A 26,136-nucleotide genomic window follows, 5' to 3' on the forward strand; every position below is an offset into this window, starting at 1 on the left:
TGCACCGGCGCCTGCGCCGGTTTCCCGTCCTGCTTTCGAGCCGACCCCCGCACCGACCGCGCCTGCCGCGCCGCCGGCTGCGACGCCTACGCCGACTGTAGCGCCGTATGCGCGAGCCGAGGCACCGGTCCAGGCTCCTGTTCAGGCGCCGGTTCAAACACCGGTTCAAGCTCCGGTCCAGGCCTCCGTTCAGGCCCCCTTTCAGGCCCCCGTCCAGGCGCCGGTCAGCCCGCCGCCGGTCGCCGTGGTTCCGGCCGCAGCACCTTCGCCCGCACCGGCGCCCACGCCGGCTCCCACGCCGGCTCCAGCGCCACCTGTTGCGGCAATCGCCCCGGCGCCGGCCCCTGTGCCTGCGCCGCCTCCCGCCGCTGAACCCGTTGCCGTCGAGGCGCCCAAGAAGGCGTCGTGGCTGTCGCGGTTGAAGCAGGGTTTGTCGCGCACTGGCCAGAGCATTGGCGGCATCTTCATCGGCGTCAAGGTCGACGAAAACCTGTTCGAGGAACTCGAATCGGCGCTCATTATGGCCGATGCCGGCCTCGAGGCCACCGAGAAGCTGCTGACCGCGCTGCGTGCGCGCGTCAAGAAGGAACGCATCGAAGACCCGGCCAAGGTGAAGACGGCGCTGCGCCAGTTGCTGGCCGATCACCTGCGTCCGCTGGAGCGCGCGTTTGACCTGACCCGCGCCAAGCCGCTGGTGGTGATGATCGCCGGCGTGAACGGCGCGGGCAAGACGACGTCCATCGGCAAGCTGGCCCACACGTTCCAACGCCAGGGTGCCAGCGTCCTGCTGGCCGCGGGCGACACGTTCCGCGCCGCGGCGCGCGAACAGCTCGTGGAATGGGGCAGCCGCAACAACGTCAGCGTGATCGCGCAGGATGGCGGCGACCCCGCCGCCGTGGCATTCGATTCGGTCAACGCGGGCCGCGCGCGCGGCATGGGCGTGGTCATGGTGGATACCGCCGGCCGCTTGCCCACGCAACTGCACCTGATGGAAGAACTGAAGAAGATCCGCCGCGTCATCGGCAAGGCGGACGCCACCGCACCGCATGAAGTGCTGCTGGTGGTGGACGGCAACACCGGGCAGAACGCGTTGGCGCAGATCCGTGCGTTCGACGCGGCCATCACGCTGACGGGCCTGGTCGTGACCAAGCTGGACGGCACCGCCAAGGGCGGCACCTTGGCAGCGGTCGCGGCCGGCAGCCAGGGCGTACGCCCGATTCCGGTGTACTGGATCGGCGTGGGCGAAAGCCTGGAAGACTTGCAGCCGTTCGTGGCGGACGAGTTCGCCGCGGCCTTGTTGTCGGACTGAGCTATCCGCAGAAGGAACAAAAACGGGGCGGCGCGCAAGCGCCGCCCCGTTTCTATTGGCGCTGAATCAAGCCTCAGCCGACTTGGCCCATCGCCGGGTCGCTGACGCCGTCTTTGCCCGTTTCCATGCGCCCGGCAAAACGGCGCTGGAATGCACCGTAGCCGTCGCAGGCCACCGCAAAGTCGTACCACTGGCCGCTGTCGCCGACCGGCCAGCTCAGTTCGCCGGTCTGGCCCGGTTGCACGGTGGCGGTCCAGGGGCCGTCGCTGCGGTACGCCATCGCGCGCACGTTGAACGTGCAAGCCTGGCTGCCGTTGTTGTGCAGCTTGACCTGCACCTGCGGGTCGTCGCAAGGCACGTAGCAAACCTGGATCTCGGGCTGCGCGCCGCCCGTCTGCATCAGATCACCCGCAAAGGCGCGGTGATAGCCGTTCGGCCCCAGCACCCACAGGTCGTACTTGCCGCTGTCGCCGGAGACGTCCCAGGCATCCTCCAGCGACTTGCCCGCCTCGACCACATAGCGGCGGGGAATGCGATCCAGGTGCAGCTTGTCGTACACATGGAAGACGGCCGCCGCCTGGCTGCTGCTGGCGTTGGCGAACAGCAGCCTTACTCGGTTCTCGCGCGCCTCTTCGCGGGCGCTCGTGTGCAGCTCGTAGGGCAGGGCGCGCGACGGGCGCGTGCCGGGCGCCTGCTTGGCGAGCGTCTGTTGCGTGGGGACGGCGATGGCGGGCTGCGCTTCCTGCCAGGTCGTCAGCCCGTCGGCATCCGTCTTGGTCGTGCGGCCCGGCAAGGTCGGCAGCGCGGCGCTGTTGGGCGACACGAAATTCAGGGTGGAGGTGAGGTCGCCGCAAACCGCGCGGCGGAATGCGCTGATATTGGGCTCGATGACGCCGAAGCGCTGCTCCAGGAAGCGCAGCGCCGAGGTGTGGTCGAACACCTGCGAATTGACCCAGCCGCCACGGCTCCACGGCGAAATCACCCACATCGGCACGCGCATGCCGGGACCGAACGGCTTGCCGTCGGCGGTCAGTTGCTTGGGCGTGGCGGGAGGGTACGTGAAGTACTCGAACGCCATCTCGGCGTCCGTCAGCGTGGACTTGCCCGCCAAGCTGCCGTCGTCGTTGCGTGACGGCGCGGACGGCGTGGGCATGTGGTCGAAGAAGCCGTCGTTCTCGTCGTAGGTGACGAGGAACACGGTCTTGCTCCAGACCTCGGGCGATTGCGTCAAGGCGTCCAGCGCGGCCTGGATGTACCACGCGCCCTTGGCGGGGCTGGAAGGGCCGGGGTGTTCGCTGTATGCGGCCGGCGGAATGATCCACGACACCTCGGGCAGCGTGCCGTTCATGACGTCGTCGCGCAGGCTCTGCAGGAAGCCGCCGTCGGGCATGGTGTTGCCGAAGCCCTTGGCCAACGGGCTGTACTGGTCGTCGATGGCGGGGTTGTAGGCGGGGCCGCCCTGGTTGGTCACCTGCCGGTCAGCCGGCATCTTTTCGATCTCGGCGCGCCAGTGCCGGAAGCTCATCATCTCGTTGCAGCCGAAGTTGTCCGGAATGTTCTGGTAGACCTTCCAGCTGACGCCGGCCTTTTGCAGGCGGTCGGCGTAGGTGGTCCACGTCCAGCCTTCGGTGGACGGACCGACGTCGGCGCCGTCGTTCATTTCGTTCATCACCACCGATACATTGTCGCCGGACGGGCCGTTGGTGCCGGTCCAGAAGAACAGGCGGTTGGGGATGGTGCCCGCGTGCATCGCACAGTGGTAGTTGTCGCACAGCGTGAAGGCGTCAGCCAGCGCGCGGTGGAACGGGACTTCCGCGTTCTCGTAATAGCCCATCGACAACGGCTGCTTGGCGCTGGGCCACTTGTTCATGCGGCCATGATCCCAGGCCGCCTGGCAATTGGGCCACGAGTGCGGCGTGCTGCCGGCGCGCTGGGCGTTGCCTAGCGTCGTGTCCAGGTGATAGGGCAGCTCTTCGGTGCCATCGCTGCGCGTCTGGTGGAACACGGACTTGCCGTTGGCCAGCGGAATGGGGAAGCGGTCGCCGAAGCCGCGCACGCCGGGGAAGGTGCCGAAGTAGCCGTCGAAGGAACGGTTTTCCAGCATCAACATCACGACGTGCTTGACGTCCTGGATGGTGCCGGTCGGGCTGCTGGCTTCAATGGCCAGGGCGCGGCGGATGCTGGGCGGGAACATCGACAAGGCGCTTACGGCCGCCGTGGTTCCCAGCGTGGTCTTGAAGAACTTTCTCTTTGAGGCGTCGAACGTCATTGGCTTCTCTGTCGTTGAAGGTCGGAGGGGAACGGGCTCATGGGGCGCAGTGCGACGCGCACGCGGCGGGTGGCGTGGTGGGCGTCGTAGGTGGGGGAGGAGCCGGTTCGTCCGAATCGTTGTCGTCGCCGCCGCAAGCGGACAGCGAAAACACGAGCGACAGTGCACAAAAGGCCGCGAGGCCTCGTCTTGCATGGGCGAGCAAGTGGGAAGTGGGTTCCATGGTTCGGTCAGGTGTGGATGGGCTGACGGCCCGCAGGGGCCGTTGCCGTCACACAGGACGAATGTCGGGCGGATGCTGCGGGCCACGAGAGCGCCCGGCGCATGCTGGCCGGACGACAGCGATCCAGTATTGGCGCGTCGGATGTCGTTCTTTTGACAGCCAGCTGACCCGTTGCTGTGCGCGCCGCTTTTTTTGAAACGCGGTGCTAGATGCGTGTCGAAGTGAAAACGTATTCAACGATTGACTTGCCGCTGCGGTAAACGCGCGCGCCCGCCATGGCCGCCCGGGCCATGGCGCGACATGCGGCGTTTTACTTCCAGAACGGCTTGCTGCGCGCCAGGTTATCGAAGGCTTTCTGCGCTTCGTCGGCCAGCTCGTCCAAGCGTGCGCTGATCCAGCCCAGCGCGAACCAGGCTTGCGGGTGCGTGGCCGTACACGACTCGTAGTATTCCTTGGCGACGGCCAAGTCGTTGATTTCGCCCAGCACGTCCTGCACCTTGGACAGCAGCTTGCGGTAGCCGCGCAGCTTGCCCGAGGGCAACAGCGATTCCGCAAACGCCAGGCTGTAGCGCAGTCGCTTGCCGCGCTTGCGCAGCTCGTGCCGCGTGGGGATGTCCAGCGTGGCGAACTGCGTGCCCTGGTCGGCCACCTTGCTGTGCCAGCGATGCAGGCGGCGCGCCAATTGCTTGTGCAGGCGCTGCGGATCGGGTTCCGGCGCCAGCATGGGGATGATGGTGGGCTTGACGCTGGGGCCGGCCACGCCGCCTTCCAGGCGGATGGCAGGCTCGGGCGCCGCGTCGCTGGGCGTGCCGTTGGCGATGGTCTGGCCATTGCCGGCGGGCACCGCAGGCGGCACATCCAGGCTCCACTCCAGCAGTTCCAGCAACCAGGCCTGGAAGGCCTTGCCGCCGGCAATGGTCTGGGCGTCTTGTTCGGGCGGCGCGGCTTCCATCGGAATCACGGGCATGCCGGCTCGGATCAGCGCGGGCGCCACGGTTTCGTTCAGCACGTCCTGATCGCGGTTGGCGCCGAAGGCGGCGAAGTGCGTACGCACGCCTTGCAGCATGGCGTCAGGCACCGGCGCGATCCAGCCGTCGAAGAGTTTCCAGGCCGACCGCAGGCGGCGCACGCCCACGCGCAACTGGTGCACGTGTTCGGAGTTGCCGGCGCGGTACACGCCTTCCGTGTCTACCTCGGCCAGCACCGCGGCGTTGCGCGCGATCTGGTCCAGGCATTCCGCAGCGATGCGGCCCATTGCCTGCGACGGCGTCATATCGTCGCGCAGCTTCACGGCGGCCGCGCCGCGCGGCGCCCAGAACTGGGCGATGGCCTGGGCGCGGCGGGCTTCCAGATCGTCGCCGGGGAGGGCGTCCACATCGGCCAGGCGTTGCGCCAACTGGGCCAGCGCGTCACCGCGTTCGGATTTGCTGCGCGGATCCAGCACGAGGCTGTGGCGCTGCTGCCAGCCGCGTGCGCTGGCAAAGATGGCGGCAGGGCGGCCCGACACCAGTTCGAATTCCAGTTCCGAGATGGGCAGTTCCAACGCGCCGGCGCGCAGGATGCCGGTGTCGTACGCAAGCTCTACGGTGCCAAAGCGCGTGCGGACCTTGCGCAGCAGGCGCTGCACATCGGTTTCGTAGCGCAGGCCAAGTTCACCCTTGACGGCGGCAAGCGCGGCTTCGACTTCGGTGCCCGCATACACCGACAGGTCCAGCACGGGACCGGGGCGCGGGTGGTTCAGTTCAATGCGGGTGATGGCGTTGATGCCGGGCATCTTCAGCGTCTGGACCCAGTCGCGGCCCTCCTGGCGCAGCCGGATGGCGATGCGCGCCCGCGCGAGTTCGCGTTCGGGCGTGTCGAAATACATGGCATGCAGGCGGATGCGCGTGGCCTCGCGTTGCTTGATCTCTCGCAGCACGGCCTGGCGCGAAGCCGTGGGCACGTGCAGTTTCAATTCCTGTTCCGACATGGCGGTGGGTGTCCAACGGCAAAAGCCGAGATCTTAATCAACCGGGGGGCGGGATTTGATGACGGTTCATATTTTGTTCACATTGAGCATAGACGTGAACGCGCGTCGCGGACAAGCGGAGGCGCCCGCCAGGCAAGAAAAAACGCCGCCCCTTTTACAAGGGCGGCGCCAAGGAGCGCTGGTCAGGGGAAACCGACAAGCGTAAAACGGGGACGCGGTTAAAGAATGCGTTTGCGCGCCTGGGTGATGATGATTTCGGCCAAGACGACCACCACGAAGATCGCGGCCAGCACCAGCGCGACGCGGTCCCACTGGAACAGGTTCAACGCGGTGTCCAGCGCCATGCCGATGCCGCCGGCGCCCACCAGGCCCAGCACGGCCGATTCGCGCACGTTGATGTCCCAGCGCAGCAGCACGATGGACCAGAACGCGGGGCGGATCTGCGGCCAGTAGGCGTACCACAGCACCGATGCCTTGCTGGCGCCGGTGGCGGTCACGGCCTCGATGGGGCCGCGCTGCGCTTCCTCGATGGCTTCGCCCACCAGCTTGCCCACGAAGCCGATCGAGCGGAACGCGATGGCCAGCGTGCCGGCGAGCGCGCCTGGCCCGAAGATGGCGATGAACAACAGCGCCCAGACCAGCGAATTGACCGAGCGGCTGGACACCAGGATCAGCCGGGCCAGCATATTGATGGTCTTGCTGGGCGTCAGGTTGTTGGCCGCAAGCAGGCCCACCGGCACCGCCATGAAGACGGACAGGATGGTGCCTAGCGTGGCGATGTGCAGCGTTTCGATCAGCGCGTTGTGCACGCCGTCCGGGTAGTAGGCCCAGTCGATCGGCCACATGCGGCGGAACAGGTCGGCCATCTGCTCAGGCGCGTCATACAGGAACTCCGGTATGACTTCGACGCCGCGGATGGCCTGGACGATGGCGGCCACGACCAGCAGGTACAGCGCGAAGCGCAGCAGCCGCTGGCCCATGCTGTAGCGCTGCCACACGCGCGGCGAACCCGCCGGGTTCAGGGTGGAGGCATGGACGTTCATTCTTCCACCTCCGCCTTGCGCGCCGCCGGCGGCTTGGTCGAGCCGATGCCGCGGGCGCCCGCGAATCGGTCTTGCAGGATGCGGTCAAAGCCCAGGTTGTCCAGGAACACGGCACGCACGAAGCCTGCGATGATTTCGCCCAGCATGATGATGGCGATCAGCGTCAGCAGGATGGCGCTGACGAAGTCGTAATCAAAGCGCTGGAAGGCCGAGAACAGCGTGCCGCCCACGCCGCCCGCGCCCACGATCCCCACCATGGTGGAGTTGCGCAGGTTGGAGTCGAACTGGTAGGTCGCAAAGCCGATGAAGCGGGCGAACACCTGCGGCAGCACGCCGAAGATGATGACGTTGGCGAACGAGGCGCCGCTTGCGCGCACGGCTTCCACCTGCTTGAGCGAGATCTCTTCGATGGCCTCGGTGAACAGCTTGCCGATGAAGCCGATGGAGGCCACCGTCAGCGCCAGGATGCCGGCCAGTGCGCCAAAGCCCACGGCCTTGACGAACAGGATGGCGACGATGACCGGGTGCAGGGCGCGGCACAGCGCCACCAGCGAACGCGCGGGCCACGAGACCCAGGCGGGCATCATGTTGCGCGCGCCCAAAAGGCCCACGGGCAGCGCAAACAGGATGCCCAGCACCGAGGCCAGCACCGCGATTTCCAGGCTTTCCGCGATGCCTTTCCACAAGGTCGCGGGTTTTTCGAAATTGGGCGGGAACATGCGCGAAAGAAAGGTCGACGCGTGTCCCATGCCGGTTTCAAAGCGTGCCCAGCTGAAATCCAGCTGCGCGCCGGCGTAGATGGTGTAGATCACCAGCAACACCAGGCCCGCCTTGGCGCGCCCGGACATGGCGAAGGGGCGGTTGCCCCGGGGATGCGTCATTCCAGCCAAGACTCGCCTCCGTAGATCGTCTTGAGCATGGTCGCGTCCAGTCCCTGGCCATCGCCGTCATACACCACGTGTCCGCCGGACATGCCGACGATGCGGGTGGCGTAGCGGCGCGCCAGTTCGACGTCGTGGATGTTCACGATGACGGGAATGCCGGTGGCGCTGCCCTGAACGGACAGCAGCTCCATGATTTCCACCGAGGTCTTGGGGTCCAGCGACGACGTCGGTTCGTCCGCCAGCAGCAGCTGCGGGCGCTGCATCAGCGCGCGGGCGATGCCCACCCGCTGGCGCTGGCCGCCCGACAGCGCATCGGCGCGCTGGTCGGCAAAGCCGGCCAGGCCGACGGTATCCAGCAGCTTGTAGGCATGCTCGATGTCTTCGGGCTCGAAGCGGCGCATCCAGGCCTTCAGGGCGGAGGTGTAGCCCAACCGCCCCGTCAGCAGGTTTTCCATGACGGTCAGGCGTTCGACCAGGTTGTATTCCTGGAACACCATGCCGATGCGCCGGCGCGCGCGGCGCAGCGACGCGCCGCGCACGCGAGCCAGATCCACGGAACCGTCCTTGGACTGCAGCACGATCTCGCCCTGGGTGGGTTCGATCAGGCGGTTGATGCAACGCAGAAGCGTGCTCTTGCCGGTGCCGGAAGGGCCGATGATGGCGGTCAGGCCTTGACCGGCGATTTCAAGGTTGATGCCATTGAGAACCGGCCGGCCGGCCCGGTATTCCTTGACCAGGCCGGAAATGCGTAGCGACGTCGTCATGCTGGATTACTTCTTGCTCTTGGCGGATTCGCGGTCGTAGGCGGCGCGGTTGAAGCTTTCGCCACCCGATTCAGCCACCTGGCGGACGATGGCCCAGTCCTTCTGATAGGTCACCGGATAGAAGCGGTCGGCGCCGTCGAAGGCCTTCGACATTTCCGCGGGGAAGCGGTAGTCGTAGAAGCACTTGAGCATCTGGTCGCGGAACTTCGGCTCCAGGTCATGCGCGTAGGCGAACGACGAGGTGGGGAATTTCTCGCTCTTGTAGATCACGCGGAAGTCGGCTTCCTTGACCTGGCCGCGTTCGACCATGCGCTTGAACACGTCGGAGGCCACGGCGGCGGCGTCGTAGTCCCCGGAGTTCACGCCCATGACGGACTGGTCGTGCTTGCCCGAGAAGACCACCTTGTAGTCCTTGTCCGGCGTCAGGCCTTCCTTGGGGAAGAGCGCCACGGGCGCCATGTGGCCCGAGTTCGAGGACGGCGCGGTGTGCGCCAGCTTCTTGCCCTTCAAGTCGGTCAGCTTCTGGTACGGGCTGTCCTTCTTGACGATGACGATCAGGTTGTAGCCCTGGAAGCCGTCGGCATAGCCCTTGACGGCGAACGGCACGGCGCCGGCGATGTTCACGGCGAACGCGGTCGGGCCGGTCGAAAAGCCGCCCACGTGCAGGCGGCCCGAGCGCATGGCTTCGATTTCCGCGGCGTTGCTTTGCACCTGGTAGAACACGACGCGCTTGCCCGTGCATTCGGACAGGTGCTTGGTGAACGGCTTGAAAATGTCTTCGTAGACCGCCGGGTCTTCGACCGGGGTGTAGGTGAACACCAGGGTCGACGGCGTCTTCTGCTTGGAGGCGTCGGTGGGGGTATCGGCCACCAGATCGTTATTGGCGTCGCAATACATCTGGTCCAGGTCGCCCCGGTTGGAGCAGGTGTCGGCGGCGTGGGCGGCGGTGCCGCCAACGGCGAACGCGGCCAGGGAGGCCGCTTGCAATAGACGCATTGCGTGCATGGTTTGTCTCCTCTTGTGGGATGAATTTGAATATTTGCTGAATTCAACCACACAAGCGGGGACGGGCACACTTGGGAAAGTCCCTGCCTTTCTTTTCGTGTTTTGTTCGAATTGTTCGCTTTATGTTCGTTTGTTTGCGATCAATCGAACAAGTCCGACACCGGGTCCGATCCGGACCCGGGGCCAGACCCAAGCCAACTCCGGTCAGGCCCGGTAGCCGAGCTTGCGCGAGATCTCCTGCGCGCAGGCCAGCAGCGGCCGGGCAATGGCGCCGTCCCAGCTCACGTCGAACAGGCCCGTGGGCCCCAGGCTGGTCAGCCCCAGGACGATGTTGCCGGTGTTGTCGAACACGGGCACCGACAAGGCGTCCACGCCCGGCAGCGGGTTGCCCAGCGCGCGGGCCATGCCGTGCACGCGGATGTCGGCCAACTGGGCTTCGATGTTGGCGCGCGAGGCCTTGCGTGGGGGCGGCACGCTGGCGATGACGGCCGTGTCGCCTTCTTCGCGGGCGATGTAGTGCTCGCTGACCTTGGGCGGCAGCCAGGCCGCGAATACCAGGCCGGTGGCGGTGTGCAGCATGGACATCACGGTGCCCTTGCGCATGTTCACGTGCACCGGGTAGCTGGCTTCGGTCATGTGGATCATGGTGGGCCCGTGCGAGCCCAGCACCGCGATGCCCAGCGTATGGCCGATCTCGGATTGCAGCTTGGCGATCTCGGGCATGGCGATGCGCACCGGGTCCAGCCGTTGCAGGCTGACCAGGCCCATCTGCAAGGCGAAGGGGCCCAGCTCGTACTGGCCGGTGATGGCGTCTTGCTGCACCAGGCCCACGCGGATGAAGCTGACCAGGTAGGGATGCGCCTTGGCGGACGTCATGCCGGCGCCCGCAGCCAGGTCGCGCAGGGTCAGGGGCTTGGCGGCGTCGACCAGGGCGGCCAGCAGCGGCACGCCCACTTCGATGGACTGGATGCTGCGGCGGCCGTCGTTGGCGGCGGGGGCGGGAGTCTTGGTGGTGGCCACGGTGCGGACCTCAGGCCGGTTGCGCGTGCGGCTGCGGGGCCTGGCGGGCCGCCAGCAGCCGGTTCGCCATTTCGACGAAACCCGCGCCGCCGTGGAAGGCGGCGACAAAGGCGGGGCGATGCGTCAGGCGATGCAGCTGGGCCTGGATGTTGGCCACGCCGACTGAAATCGGGAAGTACGCGAACATGGGTTCGTCGTTGGGCGAATCGCCGATGAACAGCGTGCTGTCCAAGGCGCTGGCCACATCCGCGCCGAATTCGCGCTGGAACATGGTGCGGGTCATGGTCAGCTTGTCGTAGTCGCCGAACCAGCCGTTGACGTGGATCGAACTGACCTTGGCCTGGGCGCCGGCGTCGTGGAAAATTTGGACGATCTTGCTGATGGCCGAGTCGGGCAGGGCGGGTACGTCTTCGCAGAAGTCGATGGCCAGGTCGGCCACGCGGTAGTCCTGGTCGCTGGCGACGGCCGAGCCCGGCACTTCGGCCAGCACGCGGTCGCGGATCGCGTCGAGCTGCTTGCGGCTGTCCTGGCGCGAGGCGGCGTCCGTCCAGTAATGGGTCGTCATGCGGCGGGCCTGGCGGTCGTAGGCGTAGTAGAAGGCGCCGTTCTCCCCCACCACGGCGCGTACGGGCCACATGCGGGCGATATGGTCGCACCAGCCAGCTGGGCGGCCGGTGATCGGCACCACCTGGATGCCCGCCTGTTCCAGGCGCTCCAGCGCGGCGTAGGCGTCGGCCGGCAGGCGGCCTTCGGTGGTCAGCGTGTCGTCGATGTCGGTCAGGACGACGCGAACCGCCGCGGCGACGGTCAAAGGCATGGCCGCAAGGGCTTGCATGGGGTTTTTCCTCGTTGGGGATGTGATTTTTATGGGGGGATCTCCGGCCGAAAGTTTAACCGGATGCCCCGGCTGGACGCCGTTCTGGCGGCCCGATAGGGGATCCGGCGCCAGGGGCGGTAAAATCCGGGCTTTCCCGCCTGGTTTGCGTGCCCGCCATGTCCGTCCAGTTGTCCTCTTTGCCCGGCTCCGAGCCGGAATCCTTCGGTATCGCTTCGGTTGCCGAGATCATCGCCGAGCTGCGCGCCGGCCGTATCGTCATTCTTGTTGACGAAGAAGACCGTGAAAATGAAGGCGACCTGGTCATGGCCGCCGAATTCGTCACGCCTGAAGCCATCAACTTCATGGTGACCCACGGCCGCGGCCTGGTGTGCCTGACGCTGACCGAAGAGCGCTGCCGCCAACTCGAGCTGCCCATGATGGCGGCCCGTAACGGCACGCGATACGGCACCAATTTCACACAGTCGATCGAAGCCGCCGTGGGCGTCGAAACCGGTATTTCGGCCGCCGACCGCGCCCGCACCATCCAGGTGGCGGTGGCGCGCGACGCCAAGCCGGCCGACCTGGTCCAGCCGGGTCACATCTTCCCCGTGCGTGCAGTGCCCGGCGGCGTGCTGGTGCGCGCCGGCCACACCGAAGCCGGCTGCGACCTGACCGCCATGGCCGGCCTGACGCCCGCCGCGGTGATCTGCGAAATCCTGAAGCCGGACGGCACCATGGCCCGCCTGCCGGACCTGGTGGAATTCGGCCGCCAGCACAACCTGAAGATCGGCACGATTGCCGACCTGATCCAATACCGCAGCGAACACGAATCCATCGTCAAGCGCGTGGGCAAGCGCCCCATGCAGACGGCCTGGGGCACCTTCGAGGCCGTGGCCTATGAAGACGCGGCTACCGGCTCCGCCCATTTGGCGCTGGTGCATGGTAACGTGAGCCCCGACGTCGAAACGCTGGTGCGCGTGCACGAGCCGGCCTCGGTGCTGGACGTGCTGGATACCGGCGCCAGCCCGCACAGCTGGGGCGTGGCGCAAGCCCTGCAGGCCATTGCAGCCGCTCCGGCCGGGGTGCTGGTGTTGATGAACTGCCAATCGTCCACCGAGCACCTGTTCGGCCAGATCGCCGGCTGGAATGACCCGAAGGCTCAGGCCGACGCGGCCGCCAGCACGGACCGTTTCGGTCTGCGCACTTACGGCATCGGCGCCCAGATCCTGCGCGACCTGAATGTGGGCCAGATGAAGCTGCTGGCCCGGCCGCGCAAGATGCCTAGCATGGCGGGCTTTTCGCTCACCATTACGGGTTACGATTGCGACCCGCAGAATACTCCCGCAACACACTGAAGGCCGACACATGAACCCTTACATCCTTACCCCCGACCTGAACGGCGAAGGGCTGCACATCGGCATCGTACGCGCCCGTTTCAATGAAGAAATCGGCCAGGCCGAACTCGAAGCGTGCCTGAAGGAACTGGCCGAACTGGGCGTGGACGAGCGCGACGTGATGGTCGCCACCGTTCCCGGCGCCCTGGAACTGGGCGTGGCCCTGTCCCACATGGCCGAAACGTTTGAATTCGACGCCTTGATCGCGCTGGGCGCCGTCATCCGTGGCGAGACCTATCACTTTGAAGTGGTCAGCAATGAAATGGCCATGGCAATCACCCGTATCTCCCTGGAAACCGGCATCCCCGTCGCAAACGGCGTGTTGACCGTCGACACCGACGAGCAGGCGCAAGCCCGCGCCGCCGGCAAGGGCCGCGATTGCGCTCAGGTGGCCGTTGAAATGGCCAACCTGGTGGCGGCGCTGGAACCCGAGGAAGAAGACGAAGACGACGAAGACGAGGACGAAGATTTTGACGACGAAGAAGACGACGACCAGCGCTGATAGCGCGGCGCAAGCCCGCGCCAATGCGCGCAGCGCCCGCCGCCGTGCACGCGAATTCGCGCTGCAGGGCGTGTACGCGTGGCTGCTGCGCGGTGGCGAAGGCACGCAAGACGCCGGCGAGATCGATGCCCACCTGCGCGACACCGAGGATTTTTCCGAGGCCGACGCGCAGTGGTTCAAGACCTTGCTGCACGGCGTCCTGCGCGAAGCGCCCGCGTTGCGCGAGCGGTTCACGCCTTACGTCGACCGCCCGCTGGCCGAGCTGTCGCCCGTTGAGCATGGCATCCTGCTGATCGGCAGCTTCGAACTGATTCATCATGTCGAAGTGCCGTACAAGGTCGCCATCAACGAAGCCGTTGAGCTTGCCAAATCGTTTGGCGGCACCGACGGCTTCAAGTTCGTCAACGGCGTGCTCGACAAGCTGGCTGCCGACGTGCGTGCGAACGAGGTCCAGGCCGCCGCCCAACAGCGGCGCTGACCCGCGCTTGCCGGACTCCGAAGGGGTCAGGCGCATGCCGCCCTGCGCGTACCCTAGCCGGTGCGCCAGGCGTGGCCTGCGTCTGACCCCTTCGGCTTGTTTCACCGCCGGTTTCCCGACCGGCTTCTCGGAGTTGCCGTGGCGTCCGAATTCGATCTGATCGCGCGCTATTTCACCCGGACCGCACCGACGGGCCTGCTGGGCGTGGGCGACGATTGCGCCCTGTTTCCTGTACCGCCTGGCGAACAGGTCGCCACCAGCACCGACCTGCTGCTGGAAGGCCGCCATTTCTTTCCCGACGTGGATCCTCGCGCCCTGGGCCACAAGGCCCTGGCCGTGAACCTGTCTGACCTGGCCGCCATGGGCGCCCGGCCGATTGGCTGCGTGCTGGGGCTGGCCTTGCCGCGCCTGGACGAGCCCTGGCTGGCCGCCTTCGCGGACGGGTTTCACGCCTTGGCCGATGCCCATGGCTGCCCGCTGATCGGCGGCGACACCACGCGCAGCGCGCATGACCTGGCGATCAGCGTCACCGTGTTCGGCGCTGTGCCCGCCGGCCAGGCGCTGCGGCGCGACGGCGCGCAGGCGGGCGACGATATCTGGGTATCGGGCGAACTGGGCGCGGCCGACGTGGCCTATCGCCTGCTGGACGGCCAGTATCCGGTCGATGCGTCCTTGCTGGCCGCGACCCGTGACGCACTGGAATGGCCCCAACCGCAGGTTGCGCTGGGGCTGGCGCTGCGCGGCATCGCGCACGCCGCCATCGATCTGTCCGACGGGCTGCTGCAAGACCTGGGCCACATCCTGGCCGCCAGCCGGGTGGGCGCTTGCCTGGAGTACGCCCGGATGCCGGCGGCCACGGCCCTGGCGGGCATGGACGAGGCACTGTTGCGCCGCGCAGTGCTGGGCGGCGGCGACGTCTATCAGCTGTGCTTTACCGCGCCCGCCGCCCGCCGCGATGCTGTGGCGCAAGCCGCCCGCGCAGCCAATGCCCGCGTGACCCGGGTGGGCCACACGCTGGCGCAGGCGGGCCTGACCGTGCTGGACGGGCAGGGCCAGCCGATGACCGCGCTGCCGGCCGGTTTCGATCACTTTCCCGCAGCCTGATCCGCAGCGGTTCCCCTACCGACATTCCCCCTCTATCAACGGCCCAGGAACGCCATGTCCCTTACCGAAAAGCCATCCCCGTCCATGCGTGAACGCTCGCGGGCCGTGTATCCGTCACTGTCCTGGGTGTGCCGCGATCCGGGCCGCCTGATCGCCTTTGGACTGGGCAGCGGCCTCGTCCGGCCGGCCTCGGGCACCTGGGGCACCTTGCTGGCCTGGGGCATCTGGGTGGCGGCCGCGCCCGCCGCGTCGGATCTGGCGATCGGCGTGTTCCTGGCGCTGGCCTTTCTTTATGGTTGCTGGGCCTGCCACCGCGTCGGCCGTGAACTTGGGCAGCCGGATCATGTCGGAATGGTCTGGGACGAGATGGTGGCGTTCTGGCTGGTGCTCTGGTTGACGCCCGCTGGCTGGCTGTCGCAGTTGCTGGCGTTCGGGCTGTTCCGCCTGTTCGACATCGTCAAGCCGCCGCCCATCAAGTTCTTCGACGCCCATATCAAGGGCGGCTTCGGCGTAATGTGGGACGATATCGTGGCGGCCGGCTATGCCTTGCTGGTGATGGCGCTGGTCGCGCGCACAGGAGTCTTGGGATGAACGAGCAACAAGAAGTGGGATCGCGGTCGAACCTGTCGGCCGCCCAGTTGACTGAAGCCACCACCGTCGGCCTGGCCGAACGGCTGGGCGATTCGATGCGGCGCCATGGCTGGATGCTGGGCACCGCGGAATCGTGCACGGGCGGCCTGCTGGCCGGCGCGATGACGTCGGTCGCCGGCTCCAGCGAATGGTTCGAGCGGGGATTCGTCACCTACAGCAACGAAGCCAAGGTGGAAGAGTTGGACGTCTCCCCCGACGCGCTGCATCACTTCGGCGCGGTGAGCGAACCCGTTGCGCTGGAGATGGCCAATGGCGTGTTGCTGATGGCGCCTGCCGCGCATGTGGCCGTGTCCACCACCGGCATCGCCGGGCCGGGCGGCGCCACGCCGGGCAAGCCGGTGGGCATGGTGTGCTTCGGTTTTGCGATGCGGGTGGGCGAGGGCATCACCAGCCGCGCCGTGACGCACGTGTTCCCGGGCGACCGCACGCAAGTGCGCCAGGCCGCGGTGGAATTCGCGTTGCGGGGATTGCTGGAGTTCGTGGGGGCGCCGGTCAATCGCCGCTAAGGTCGAAAAAAAACGGGTTGCCTGTTAGCAACCCGTTTTTTTTATTTAACGCACTGCGTTGATCGCGTCGCGCAGGCCCATGGCCGCGCGGCCGGCGGCCTCGCGCCAGTCGTCGCCGCCGCTGGCGTAGATGATGGCGCGCGAGGAGTTGATCATCATGCCGCTGCGGGCGGCGTTGGCGCCGGCGTTCACGGTGGCGGTGATGTCGCCGCCTTGGGCGCCGATGCCCGGCACCAGCAGGGGCAGGGCGTCGCCGATGCGCTGGCGCACGGCGGCCAGTTCGTTCGGGAACGTGGCGCCCACCACCAGGCCGCACTGGCCATTGGCGTTCCATTTGTCGGCCACCAGGCCTGCGACGTGCAGGTACAGCGGTTCGCCGTTATCCATCTTCAGGAACTGCAGGTCCGACCCACCGGGGTTGGACGTGCGGCACAGCACGATCACGCCGCGGTCGCGCCAGGCCAGGTAGGGCTCGACGGAATCCAGGCCCATGTAGGGGCTGACGGTGAGCGCGTGCGCCTGGTAGCGCTCGTAGGCTTCGCGGGCGTAGTTCTCGGCGGTGGAGCCGATGTCGCCACGCTTGGCGTCCAGCACGATGGGCAGGTCCGGGTGCTTGTCGCGGATGTGCTGGCACAGCGCTTCCAGCTGGTCTTCGGCGCGGTGCGCGGCGAAATACGCGATCTGCGGCTTGAAGCTGCAGGCGTAGGGCGCGGTGGCGTCGACGATGTCGCGGCAGAACTGGAAGATGGCGTCCGGCTTGTCCTGCAATTCGCGCGGAAAGCGTTGGGGATCGGGATCCAGCCCGACTTGCAGGAGCGAGTTGCTGGTGGTCCAGGCGTGTTCGAGTTTTTGCAGGAAATTCATGGGGGAGTTCAGTGCAGTTTGACCCGGGGGCGCGTGCGCCGCATAAGCAGGCGGGCCAGGGCCAGGGAGGCGGTGCGAGAGATGCCCAGCACCGCTTTGTGGTGCATCAGGTGCAGGCTCATGTACATCAAGCGCGCCAGTGTACCGCTTACGAACAGTCCCCGTCCGGCCAGCTTGCCCATCAGGCTGCCCACCCCGGCGTCCTGGCCCAGCGACACCAGCGAACCGTGATCCTGATAGACGTAGGGGCCGGTGGGCTCTGCCGTGTTGCGCAGGCGCGCCGTCAGCTTCTTGGCCAGGTAATCGGCCTGTTGGTGCGCGGCCTGGGCGCGGGCGGGCACCGTGCGGCCGTCGCGCCAGGGCACCGAGCAACAATCGCCCAGCGCCAGGATGTGCGGATCGGCGGTTTCCAGCCGTTCGTTCACTTCCAGCTGTCCCAGTTTGTTAAGCGGCAGGTCCAGGTCGGCAAGCAGGGCGGGGCCCTTGATGCCGGCGGCCCACATGCATAGCTGGGCGGGGAATTCGCGGCCGTCCGCGGTTTTCACGCTGTTGCCGGTCACTTCCGAGACGCGGCAGGACGTTTCCACGCCGATGCCCAGTTCCTTCAACCGGTTGGTCGCGGCTTCGGAGATCTTTTCGGGCAGCGCCGACAGGATGCGCGGCGCGCCTTCCACCAGCGTGATGGCCAGGTCGCGTTCGGCGCGGAAGTTCGGCAGGCCGTAGGCGCTGACGACGTGGCTGGCTTCGGTCAGTTCAACGGCCAGTTCGACGCCGGTGGCGCCGCCGCCCACAATGACCAGATCCAGCCGGGCCGACGGATTGCGCACCTTGGCCAGGTCAACCTGCGCCATCGCCTTCAGCATGGTCAGGCGGAACTGTTCGGCGTTTTCGGTGGTGTCCAGCGTGACGGCGTGTTCGGCCGCGCCGGGCGTATTGAAGAAATTGGAGGTGCTGCCCAGGGCCAGCACCAGCGTGTCGTAGCCGAGATCGCGGCGGGGCAGGACTTCCTGGCCTTGCGAATCGTTGACGGCGTCCACCACGATCTGGCGGCGCGCCCGGTCTACGCTGAGCAAGCGGCCCTGCGCGAACGAAAAGCCGTTCATGTGGGCCAGCATCAGGTAGGACAGGCCTTCCTGGTGGATGTCGAGGGTGCCCGCGGCTGCTTCATGCAGCGAGGGCTTCCAGATATGGAAGGGGCGGCTGTCGACCAGGGTGATGTGTTGGCGGCCATGGATCCGGCCCAACTTGGCGGCCAATTCCAGGCCGCCGGCACCGCCGCCGACGATGACGATGCGTTGAGAGGGGGCTGACGTCGATTTAGGCATCATGGCTCCCAGTATAAAGACAGGTGCGTCCCCCGTGGGATGCGGCCCGTGTCAATGCATGACGAAACGGCTGATGGCCACCCCGATCCAGACCGCCCCGGCGAAGATCAGCAGCAGCATCACGGCTGCGCTGCCCAGATCCTTGGCGCGCCCCAGCAGCGGGTGGCGTTCGACGGACAGCGCATCGGCCAGCGCCTCGATGGCGGAATTCAGCAATTCCGCCGCCAGCACCATGATCACCGTGCCCACCAGGAAAAAGACCTCGACGGTGGTGCGGCCCAGGAAGAACGCGGCGGGGATCATCAGCACGGCCAGCGCCAGTTCCTGGCGGAACGCAGCTTCGTATTTGACGGCCGCTTTCAAGCCCTGCCAGGAGTAGCGCAGCGCATTCAGGATGCGGCGCAGGCCGCCGGTGCTTTTAAAGGGCGAGTGTTGCGGGTCGTAGGTCATGGATGCGGAAGAAGGCCGGGTGTGGCGGCTTTTTAACAGATAAGGGTTGCCCGCGTGATGCGACGTGCGGCTATGGGCAAACCCTAATTGTGACCGATCGAAGGCAGGCGCAGGATTCTGGTCAATTGGTAAGGCCACTTTACCTTTTTGTCGTTGCCACCCACCGACTCCCATGCCGATCCAGACTATCGAGCCACGCCGCTTGTATCGCCAGATCGCCGATCAGCTCAGGTTGCTGATCGAGGCGGGCGAATTCCCGGTCGGCGCCCGGCTGCCGCCCGAGCGCGACCTGGCGCTGAAGCTGGGCGTGTCGCGGCCGTCGGTGCGGGAAGCGCTGATCGCGCTGGAGGTCGAAGGGTGGGTGGAAGTGCGCATGGGATCGGGCGTCTACGTCCAAAGCCTGGCCGGCGCGCCGCGCGCCAGCCTGACCGCCGAAAGCCCGCTGGAAACCATCCGCGCACGCTGGACCATCGAAGGCGAACTTGCCGCCCAGGCGGCCCGCAACCCCGTCCCCGCGCTGGTTGACGGCCTGCTGGAAGCAGTGGGCGCGATGGAGGACGAGGCCCAGGCGGGCAGCGTGCCCATCCGCGGCGACCGCCTGTTCCATCTGCGCGTGGCGGAAATGGCGGGCAACACCGTCCTGGTCCGCGTCGTGGGCGAACTGTTCGACGAACGCCATAACCCCCTGTCCGTGAAGCTGGGCGACTACTTCGAGAACCCCGACAGCTGGGCCGTCGCCATCACCGAGCACCGCCGCGTCATCGCCGCCATCACGGCCGGCGACGAGACCGCCGCGCGGGCCGCCATGCATCACCATCTTTCTTGCTCGTTCGACCGTTTGACGGCCAGTTGGCCGGCGGGCGCGGACGCGTTGCGTGCCGATAGCAAAGAACCGGCGGCGTCTTGACGCCATCGGGGAACCGTAGTCGCTGTACGAAGGTGCAACCTGTATGTGAAATCCCCATGTGAAACATAAAGCGGGCCGGCGCGTGACGACAGTCGCCGGACTCGCTACCTCAGAGAGAGGAGACATCATGAATCGAGGCAACGCTATCAAAGTGCTGTTTGCCGCCGCGCTGCTTGCCGCAACTGGCAGCGCGATGGCGCAAACCAAGCTGAAATGGGCGCATGTGTACGAGACCTCCGAACCCTTCCATACCTCGTCGGTGTGGGCGGCCCAGGAGATCGAGAAACGCACCAACGGCCGCTATCACATCGATGTCTATCCCGCCTCTCAGCTGGGCAAGGAAAACGACATCAACCAGGGGCTGACCTTGGGCACGGTGGACATGATCATTTCCGGGTCCAGCTTTGCCGCCAAGAGCTTTCCCCGCATCGGCGTCACGTACTACCCCTACATCTTCCGCAATCCCGAACACCTGATCGCCTACACCAAGAGCGATATCTACAAAGAGCTGACCCGCGGCTACGACGAGAAAAGCGGCAATCACATCGTCGCCACCACCTACTACGGCACGCGCCAGACCACCTCCAACCGCGCCTTCACCAAGTGCTCTGAAATGAAGGGCATGAAGATCCGCGTGCCGGACGTGGCGGCGTACCTGGCGATGCCGCGCGCCTGTGGCGCCAACACCGCGCCCATCGCCTTCGCCGAGGTTTATCTGGCCTTGCAGAACGGCACGGTGGAAGCGCAGGAAAATCCGCTGACCACCATCGAGGCGAAGAAGTTCTACGAAGTGCAGAAGAACATCGTCCTGACGGGCCACATCGTCGACCACTTGAATACCGTGATCTCGGGCAAGCTGTGGAAGAGCCTGTCCGACGAAGACAAGAAGATCTTCTCCGAAGTCGCCCAGCAGGCGTCGGAAAAGGCTTCGTCCGAAGTCGCCGAGAGCGAGAAGAAGATGGTCGAGGTATTCAAGAAGCGCGGGCTGAACGTGGCAGAGGTCAATGTCGAAGACTTCCGCAAGACTGTGCTGGAGAAGGTGCCGTTCGAGCAGTACGGCTATCAGAAGTCGGATTGGGAAAAGATCCAGGCGGTGAAGTAAGCCGCGCGGGCGGGCCCCAGCGGCCCGCCGCCCAACACCCGATTCCGACCAGGGGAACTCCATGCATTTGAACGCGAAGGCGGCGCCGATGGCGGCCGCCAGCCACGGCCCGAGCGCTGCGCCCGGCCACTCTGCCTCTGCGGCAGGCCCGCACCAGACGTCCGTGGACGAGATCGTCCAGAGCTTCGAAGAGGCCGACCATCACGAGGTCAGCCTGGCGGGTTACCAACCCGAAGACTGGATCTGCCTGGCCATGTTCTGGACGATGGCGATGCTGGTCTTCCTGCAGTTCTTCTCCCGCTATGTGCTGAACGATTCCTACGCCTGGACCGAGGAGCTGGCGGTGTACTGCCTGATCGGCGTGGTGTTCCTGGGCTCTGCGATGTGCGTGCGGGCCTGTCGCCATATCCAGGTGGATTTCCTGTACCGCTACCTGCCCAAGCGGGTGGGCCGCGTGCTGGCGACGGTGATCGACATCCTGCGCACGGCCTTTTTTGGCTATGCCGTGTGGCTGACCTACCGCTACATCGTGCTGGTGGGCGACGAACCCATGACCACGCTGTTCTGGAACAAGTCCTATGTCTACTGGGTCGCGCTGGCAGGCTTCGCCATGATGTTCCTGCGATCGCTGCAAGTGTCCGTGCAGAACTGGCGGCAAGGCTATTCGATCCTGGAAAACCCCGCGGCCTACGAGTCGCAGGACTGAGATCGCCGGATCGCTGCGCAGCACCGAAACCCTTACGAATCCGCAGTGCCTTTCCAGGAGCAAGACATGGGCACACTGATTGGAACCTTTCTACTGTTGATGATCCTGGGCCTGCCGGTGGCGGTGTCCATGGCGGGCGCGTCGTTGTTGTTCGTTTTGATCTCCGGCAGCGTGCCGGACGTGGTGGTCGCGCAGCGCATGATCGCGGGTGTCGAGTCGTTCCCGCTGCTGGCCGTGCCGTTTTTCATCCTGGCCGGCAACCTGATGAACATCGCCGGCATCACCGGGCGCATCTACAACTTCGCCGTGGCGCTGGTGGGCTGGATGCGCGGCGGTCTGGGGCAGGTGAACATCATCGGCTCCGTGGTGTTCGCCGGCATGTCGGGCACGGCCATCGCGGACGCCGCCGGCCTGGGCACCATCGAGATCAAGGCCATGAAAGACCATGGCTACGAGACTGAATTCGCCGTGGGCGTCACGGCCGCGTCGGCGACCTTGGGCCCCATCATTCCGCCGTCGTTGCCGTTCGTGATCTACGGCATGATGGCCAACGTGTCGATCGGTTCGCTGTTCCTGGCGGGCCTGCTGCCGGGCGCAGTGCTGACGATCCTGATGATGCTGACCGTGGCCTATTACGCCCGCCGTAACAACTGGGGCGGCGACGTGGCGTTCAATTGGAAGCGGCTGGGCGGCGCAGGCCTGGAAGTGCTGATCGTGCTGTCCTTTCCCTTGTCCATCTGGCTGATGACGCTGGCCGGCGTGTCGCCCAACGTGGCGACCGGCATCGCGTTCGTCGCGTTGCTGGCGCTGGATTGGCGTTTCAATTTCTCGGCCGTGATGGCGTTGATGGCGCCGGTGATCCTGATCGGGGGCATGACGCTGGGCTGGTTCACGCCCACCGAAGCCGCCGTGGCCGCGGTCATCTGGGCGCTGTTCCTGGGCCTGGTGCGTTACCGCTCGATGACGTTCAAGACCTTGGCCAAAGCCACGTTCGACACCATCGAGACCACGGCCTCGGTGCTGTTCATCGTGACGGCGGCGTCCGTCTTCGCCTGGTTGCTGACCACCACGCAGGCGGCGCAGACGCTGACCGACGCCATCCTGAGCGTGACGCAGAACAAGTGGGTGTTCCTGCTGATGGCCAACGTGCTGATCCTGATCGTCGGCTGCTTCATCGACACCATCGCCGCCATCACGATCCTGGTGCCCATCCTGCTGCCCATCGTGCTGAAGCTGGGCATCGACCCGATCCACTTCGGCCTGATCATGACCCTGAACCTGATGATTGGCCTGCTGCATCCACCCATGGGCATGGTGCTGTTCGTGCTGGCCCGCGTGGCGCGCCTGTCGGTCGAGCGCACCACGATGGCCATTCTTCCCTGGCTGGTGCCGCTGTTCGTGGCACTGATCGCCATCACCTACATCCCCCAGATCACGCTGTGGCTGCCCACCGCAATGGGCATGGCCGGCAAATAACAGGAGCACATCCATGTCGGAAAGACTGCAAGGTAAGACCGCCATCGTGACCGCCGCGGGCCAGGGCATCGGCCGGGCGGTGGCCGAGGCCTACGCGCGCGAAGGCGCCGACGTGCTGGCCGTGGACATCAATGCGGGGGCGCTGCAAACGCTCTCCGGTTGCCGCACCCAGGTGCTGGACGTGACGGACGGGCGCGCCATCCAGGCGCTGGCCGACAGCGCGGGTGCCATCGACGTGCTGTTCAACGGCGCGGGCTTCGTGCACGCCGGCACCATCCTGGATTGCGACGAAGACGCCTGGGACTTTTCCTTCAACCTGAACGTGCGGTCCATGTACCGGCTGATCCGCGCCTGCCTGCCCGGCATGCTGGCGCAAGGGTCGGGCTCCATCGTCAACATGGCGTCGGTGGCCGGCAGCATCAAAGGGGCGCCGAACCGCTGCGCCTACGGGGCGACCAAGGCTGCGGTCATCGGGCTGACCAAGGCCGTCGCGGCCGACTTCGTGGCCCGGGGCATTCGCTGCAACGCCATCTGCCCGGGCACGGTGGAGTCGCCGTCGTTGCGCCAGCGCATCGAGGCGCAGGCGCAGGCCAGCGGCCAATCTATTGCCGCGGTGGAAGCCGCCTTCACGGCGCGCCAGCCCATGGGTCGCATCGGGCGCACCACTGAAATCGCCGCGCTGGCGGTGTATCTTGCCAGCGACGAATCCGCCTTCACGACCGGCACCGCCCAAGTGATCGACGGCGGCTGGTCCAATTGAACGCTTAACCCTTTCCGCAACAAGGAATCTGCTATGAAACTGATGCGCTATGGCGCCAAGGGCGCCGAGAAGCCCGGCCTGATCGATGCCCAGGGCAAGGTGCGCGACCTGTCCGGCGTGCTGCCCGACATCACCGCGCAGACGCTTGGGCGCGCCAAGCTTGCCGAACTGCGTGCGCTGGACCCGTCCGCGCTGCCGCTGGTGGAGACCCCCGGCCGCGTGGCGCCGCCCTGGAGCGGGATGGGCAAGTTCATCTGCATCGGCCTGAACTATGCCGACCATGCCGCCGAATCCGGCCTGGCCGTGCCGGCCGAACCGGTCATCTTCATGAAGCCCACGTCCGCCGTCGTGGGCCCCAACGACCCGGTCGTGCTACCGCAGGATTCGGTCAAGACCGACTGGGAAGTCGAACTCGGCGTGGTGATCGGCGAGACGGCGCGCTATGTCAGCGAAGCCGACGCCATGAAGTACGTGGCGGGCTACTGCGTGGTGAACGACGTTTCCGAGCGCGAATACCAGATCGAACGCGGCGGCACCTGGGACAAAGGCAAGGGCTGCGACACGTTTGGCCCGGTCGGCCCGTGGCTGGCAACCGTCGACGAAGTCCCCAATCCGCAAGACCTGGAGATGTGGCTGGAAGTGAACGGCAAGCGTTACCAGAACGGCAGCACGCGCACGATGGTGTACGGCGTGGCGCAGTTGGTGGCCTATGTCAGCCGCTTCATGACGCTGTATCCGGGCGACCTGATCAGCACCGGCACGCCGCCGGGCGTGGGCATGGGCCAGAAGCCCGCGCCCGTCTACCTGAAGGCGGGCGACGAGATGAAGCTGGGCATTGCCGGGCTGGGCGAACAGCGCCAGCGGGTCCATGCCTGGGATCCGGCGCTGATCGACGGGTAGGCACCCGCTGAATCCGCACCCCTTACTTTCCGGAGTCCTCATGTCCCAGAACGACACGGCAGTGATACGCATCCACCCGGCCGACAACGTCGTGATCGCCCGGCGTCAGTTGGTCAGCGGCACGCGGCTGGAAAGCGAAGGGGTGACGGTGCAGGGCCTGGTGCCGCCCGGCCACAAGGTGGCCGTGCGCGCCATCGCGGCGGGCCAACCCGTGCGCCGCTACAACCAGATCATCGGGGTGGCGCGGCAAGACATTGCGCCCGGCCAGCACGTGCACACGCAGAACCTGGAGTTCTCGGACTTCGAGCGCGACTATGCCGTGGGGCAGGGCGCGCACGCGACAGACTACGTGGCGCAACCGGCCACGTTCGACGGCATCGTGCGCGCCGACGGGCGCATTGCCACGCGCAACTACATCGGCATCCTGACCAGCGTGAACTGTTCGGCCACGGTGGCACGCGCCATCGCCGACCATTTCCGGCGCGACATCCACCCCGATGCGCTGGCGTCCTGTCCGAACGTGGATGGCGTGGTGGCGCTGACCCACGGTGCGGGCTGTGCCACGGGCAGCGAAGGCGAACCCTTGCGGGTGCTTCGGCGCACGTTGGGCGGCTATGCGCGCCATGCGAATTTCGGCGGGCTGATGGTGGTGGGGCTGGGTTGCGAAACCAACCAGATCGGCGGGCTGATGGAACAAGAGGGCTTGCGCGAAAGCGGCCTGCTGCACACCTTCAACATCCAGGACACCGGCGGCACGCGCAAGACAGTGGCGCGCGGCATCGAGCTGGTGGAGCGGATGCTGGAACAAGCCAATCAGGTGCGCCGCCAGCCCGTGCCGGCCAGCCATTTGACGGTGGGCCTGCAATGCGGCGGGTCCGACGGCTATTCGGGCATCAGCGCCAACCCGGCGCTGGGCGCGGCGGTGGACCTGCTGGTGCGGCACGGCGGCACCGCCATCCTGTCCGAAACGCCCGAGATCTATGGCGGCGAGCATCTGCTGACGCGCCGCGCCGAAACACCGGCCGTGGCCGAAAAGCTGCTGGCCAGGGTGCGCTGGTGGGAAGACTACTGCGCCCGCAACGACGCTGAAATGGATAACAATCCGTCGGCCGGCAACAAGGCAGGCGGGCTGACCACCATTCTGGAAAAATCACTGGGCGCGATCGCCAAGAGCGGCACCACCAACCTGACCGACGTGTTCGAGTACGCCGAACCCGTGCGCACGCGCGGGCTGGTGTTCATGGACACGCCGGGCTACGACCCCGTGTCGGCTACCGGGCAGGTAGCAGGCGGCGCCAACCTGATCTGCTTCACCACGGGGCGCGGTTCCGCCTATGGCTGCGCGCCGGCGCCGTCGCTCAAGCTGTCGACCAACACCGCGCTGTGGCAGCGCCAGAGCGACGACATCGACATCAATTGCGGCGAGGTCGTGGATGGTGCGCAGAGCGTGGCGCAGATGGGCGAGCGCATCTTCCAGCTGATGCTGCAAACCGCCTCGGGCCGGCGCACGCGCAGCGAAGAGCACGGCTACGGCCAGAACGAATTCGTGCCCTGGGCGCTGGGCGCGGTGATGTAGCGGCGGCATGGTGGCCGCCGGCGTTGCAATAGGTCACGCTGCCGATATCGACGAAATCGGCGTCAGCGGATATCCTCATCCGCGCGCCGACTGGCCGGTCATCCGACAGGTGCATGGCGCCTTACGCCATTG

25 protein-coding genes are annotated in these 26,136 nt (G+C 66.4%); 14 read left to right on the plus strand and 11 right to left on the minus strand.

Translation table 11 applies throughout. The features are described 5' to 3' along the window. The first annotated feature begins 244 nt into the window (after window positions 1-244). Window positions 245-1,309 carry a signal recognition particle-docking protein FtsY gene (ftsY, locus tag AC27VE_RS08295; RefSeq protein WP_488703558.1) on the plus strand — a complete coding sequence of 355 codons (1,065 nt, stop codon included), beginning with the start codon at window positions 245-247 and terminating at the stop codon, window positions 1,307-1,309. 73 nt (window positions 1,310-1,382) lie between these two features. On the opposite strand, the gene AC27VE_RS08300 is transcribed toward ftsY, so the two are convergent. From AC27VE_RS08300 to AC27VE_RS08335, 8 genes are all read right to left on the minus strand, one after another. Further along, window positions 1,383-3,578, minus strand: a complete 2,196-nt coding sequence (locus AC27VE_RS08300; RefSeq protein WP_488703559.1) for a phosphocholine-specific phospholipase C — start codon at window positions 3,576-3,578, stop codon at window positions 1,383-1,385. 533 nt (window positions 3,579-4,111) lie between these two features. After that, on the minus strand, window positions 4,112-5,770 hold the full coding sequence (locus tag AC27VE_RS08305) for a CYTH and CHAD domain-containing protein (protein ID WP_488703560.1): 1,659 nt from the start codon (window positions 5,768-5,770) through the stop codon (window positions 4,112-4,114). A gap of 218 nt (window positions 5,771-5,988) precedes the next feature. Next, the gene (gene phnE, locus AC27VE_RS08310; protein WP_006227606.1) at window positions 5,989-6,813 is read right to left on the minus strand and encodes a phosphonate ABC transporter, permease protein PhnE; all 825 of its coding nucleotides are present in this window, start codon (window positions 6,811-6,813) and stop codon (window positions 5,989-5,991) included. Beyond that, the gene (gene phnE / locus AC27VE_RS08315; RefSeq protein WP_488703561.1) at window positions 6,810-7,694 is read right to left on the minus strand and encodes a phosphonate ABC transporter, permease protein PhnE; all 885 of its coding nucleotides are present in this window, start codon (window positions 7,692-7,694) and stop codon (window positions 6,810-6,812) included. Before phnE (AC27VE_RS08315) ends, phnE (AC27VE_RS08310) begins: the two co-directional genes overlap by 4 nt. Next, complete coding sequence (gene phnC / locus AC27VE_RS08320; protein ID WP_006227608.1) at window positions 7,691-8,461, minus strand: phosphonate ABC transporter ATP-binding protein; 771 nt, start codon at window positions 8,459-8,461, stop codon at window positions 7,691-7,693. The genes phnE (AC27VE_RS08315) and phnC overlap by 4 nt, the downstream gene beginning before the upstream one ends. A 6-nt stretch (window positions 8,462-8,467) precedes the next feature. Then, the gene (phnD, locus tag AC27VE_RS08325; RefSeq protein ID WP_488703562.1) at window positions 8,468-9,466 is read right to left on the minus strand and encodes a phosphate/phosphite/phosphonate ABC transporter substrate-binding protein; all 999 of its coding nucleotides are present in this window, start codon (window positions 9,464-9,466) and stop codon (window positions 8,468-8,470) included. Window positions 9,467-9,670: 204 nt separating this feature from the next. Then, window positions 9,671-10,486: an IclR family transcriptional regulator gene (locus tag AC27VE_RS08330; protein ID WP_006227610.1), complete on the minus strand. Its 816-nt coding sequence runs from the start codon at window positions 10,484-10,486 to the stop codon at window positions 9,671-9,673. A gap of 10 nt (window positions 10,487-10,496) precedes the next feature. Then, complete coding sequence (locus AC27VE_RS08335) at window positions 10,497-11,321, minus strand: HAD-IIB family hydrolase (protein WP_488703563.1); 825 nt, start codon at window positions 11,319-11,321, stop codon at window positions 10,497-10,499. A 158-nt stretch (window positions 11,322-11,479) separates the two neighbouring features. On the opposite strand from AC27VE_RS08335, the gene ribBA reads away from it, so the two are divergent. From ribBA to AC27VE_RS08365, 6 genes are all read left to right on the plus strand, one after another. Next, window positions 11,480-12,658, plus strand: coding sequence for a bifunctional 3,4-dihydroxy-2-butanone-4-phosphate synthase/GTP cyclohydrolase II (gene ribBA / locus AC27VE_RS08340; protein WP_006227612.1), 1,179 nt, complete (start codon window positions 11,480-11,482; stop codon window positions 12,656-12,658). A gap of 10 nt (window positions 12,659-12,668) precedes the next feature. Further along, window positions 12,669-13,199, plus strand: a complete 531-nt coding sequence (gene ribH / locus AC27VE_RS08345) for a 6,7-dimethyl-8-ribityllumazine synthase (RefSeq protein ID WP_006227613.1) — start codon at window positions 12,669-12,671, stop codon at window positions 13,197-13,199. After that, entirely contained in the window at window positions 13,168-13,677 is a 510-nt protein-coding gene (gene nusB, locus AC27VE_RS08350) for a transcription antitermination factor NusB (RefSeq protein WP_006227614.1), read from the plus strand. Before ribH ends, nusB begins: the two co-directional genes overlap by 32 nt. 138 nt (window positions 13,678-13,815) lie before the next feature. Next, window positions 13,816-14,781: a thiamine-phosphate kinase gene (gene thiL, locus AC27VE_RS08355; RefSeq protein WP_488703564.1), complete on the plus strand. Its 966-nt coding sequence runs from the start codon at window positions 13,816-13,818 to the stop codon at window positions 14,779-14,781. 84 nt (window positions 14,782-14,865) lie between these two features. Continuing rightward, window positions 14,866-15,372 (plus strand): phosphatidylglycerophosphatase A family protein, encoded by a 507-nt coding sequence (locus tag AC27VE_RS08360; protein WP_315137692.1) that lies wholly within the window; start codon window positions 14,866-14,868, stop codon window positions 15,370-15,372. After that, a complete protein-coding gene (locus AC27VE_RS08365) occupies window positions 15,369-15,938 on the plus strand; it encodes a CinA family protein (protein WP_088589306.1) in 570 nt (189 codons plus the stop codon). The genes AC27VE_RS08360 and AC27VE_RS08365 overlap by 4 nt, the downstream gene beginning before the upstream one ends. A gap of 45 nt (window positions 15,939-15,983) precedes the next feature. Here AC27VE_RS08365 and pyrF read toward each other — a convergent pair whose 3' ends face one another. The 3 genes from pyrF to AC27VE_RS08380 are packed head-to-tail and all read right to left on the minus strand — an operon-like array spanning window position 15,984 to window position 18,577. Continuing rightward, complete coding sequence (gene pyrF / locus AC27VE_RS08370; RefSeq protein ID WP_006227618.1) at window positions 15,984-16,802, minus strand: orotidine-5'-phosphate decarboxylase; 819 nt, start codon at window positions 16,800-16,802, stop codon at window positions 15,984-15,986. Window positions 16,803-16,810: 8 nt separating this feature from the next. Beyond that, window positions 16,811-18,130, minus strand: a complete 1,320-nt coding sequence (locus AC27VE_RS08375) for an NAD(P)/FAD-dependent oxidoreductase (protein WP_006227619.1) — start codon at window positions 18,128-18,130, stop codon at window positions 16,811-16,813. Between the two features lie 48 nt (window positions 18,131-18,178). Beyond that, window positions 18,179-18,577, minus strand: a complete 399-nt coding sequence (locus AC27VE_RS08380; protein WP_006227620.1) for a diacylglycerol kinase — start codon at window positions 18,575-18,577, stop codon at window positions 18,179-18,181. A 172-nt stretch (window positions 18,578-18,749) separates the two neighbouring features. Here AC27VE_RS08380 and AC27VE_RS08385 point away from each other — a divergent pair, with 172 nt between their 5' ends. The 7 genes from AC27VE_RS08385 to AC27VE_RS08415 all read left to right on the plus strand — a co-directional run bounded on the left by AC27VE_RS08385 (window position 18,750) and on the right by AC27VE_RS08415 (window position 26,004). Continuing rightward, window positions 18,750-19,484: a FadR/GntR family transcriptional regulator gene (locus tag AC27VE_RS08385; RefSeq protein ID WP_088589308.1), complete on the plus strand. Its 735-nt coding sequence runs from the start codon at window positions 18,750-18,752 to the stop codon at window positions 19,482-19,484. A 127-nt stretch (window positions 19,485-19,611) separates the two neighbouring features. Next, window positions 19,612-20,586: a sialic acid TRAP transporter substrate-binding protein SiaP gene (locus AC27VE_RS08390; RefSeq protein WP_488703565.1), complete on the plus strand. Its 975-nt coding sequence runs from the start codon at window positions 19,612-19,614 to the stop codon at window positions 20,584-20,586. Window positions 20,587-20,647: 61 nt separating this feature from the next. Further along, a complete protein-coding gene (locus AC27VE_RS08395) occupies window positions 20,648-21,292 on the plus strand; it encodes a TRAP transporter small permease (RefSeq protein WP_488703566.1) in 645 nt (214 codons plus the stop codon). Between the two features lie 66 nt (window positions 21,293-21,358). Beyond that, window positions 21,359-22,768 carry a TRAP transporter large permease gene (locus AC27VE_RS08400; protein ID WP_006227624.1) on the plus strand — a complete coding sequence of 470 codons (1,410 nt, stop codon included), beginning with the start codon at window positions 21,359-21,361 and terminating at the stop codon, window positions 22,766-22,768. Window positions 22,769-22,781: 13 nt separating this feature from the next. Next, window positions 22,782-23,528 carry an SDR family oxidoreductase gene (locus AC27VE_RS08405; RefSeq protein ID WP_488703567.1) on the plus strand — a complete coding sequence of 249 codons (747 nt, stop codon included), beginning with the start codon at window positions 22,782-22,784 and terminating at the stop codon, window positions 23,526-23,528. Between the two features lie 33 nt (window positions 23,529-23,561). After that, window positions 23,562-24,428, plus strand: coding sequence for a fumarylacetoacetate hydrolase family protein (locus tag AC27VE_RS08410; RefSeq protein WP_488703568.1), 867 nt, complete (start codon window positions 23,562-23,564; stop codon window positions 24,426-24,428). A 40-nt stretch (window positions 24,429-24,468) separates the two neighbouring features. Then, window positions 24,469-26,004, plus strand: a complete 1,536-nt coding sequence (locus tag AC27VE_RS08415; RefSeq protein ID WP_488703569.1) for a UxaA family hydrolase — start codon at window positions 24,469-24,471, stop codon at window positions 26,002-26,004. The last annotated feature ends 132 nt before the right edge of the window (window positions 26,005-26,136 follow it).

The sequence above is a fragment of the Achromobacter sp. 18P8.1.1 genome, from assembly GCF_057799415.1.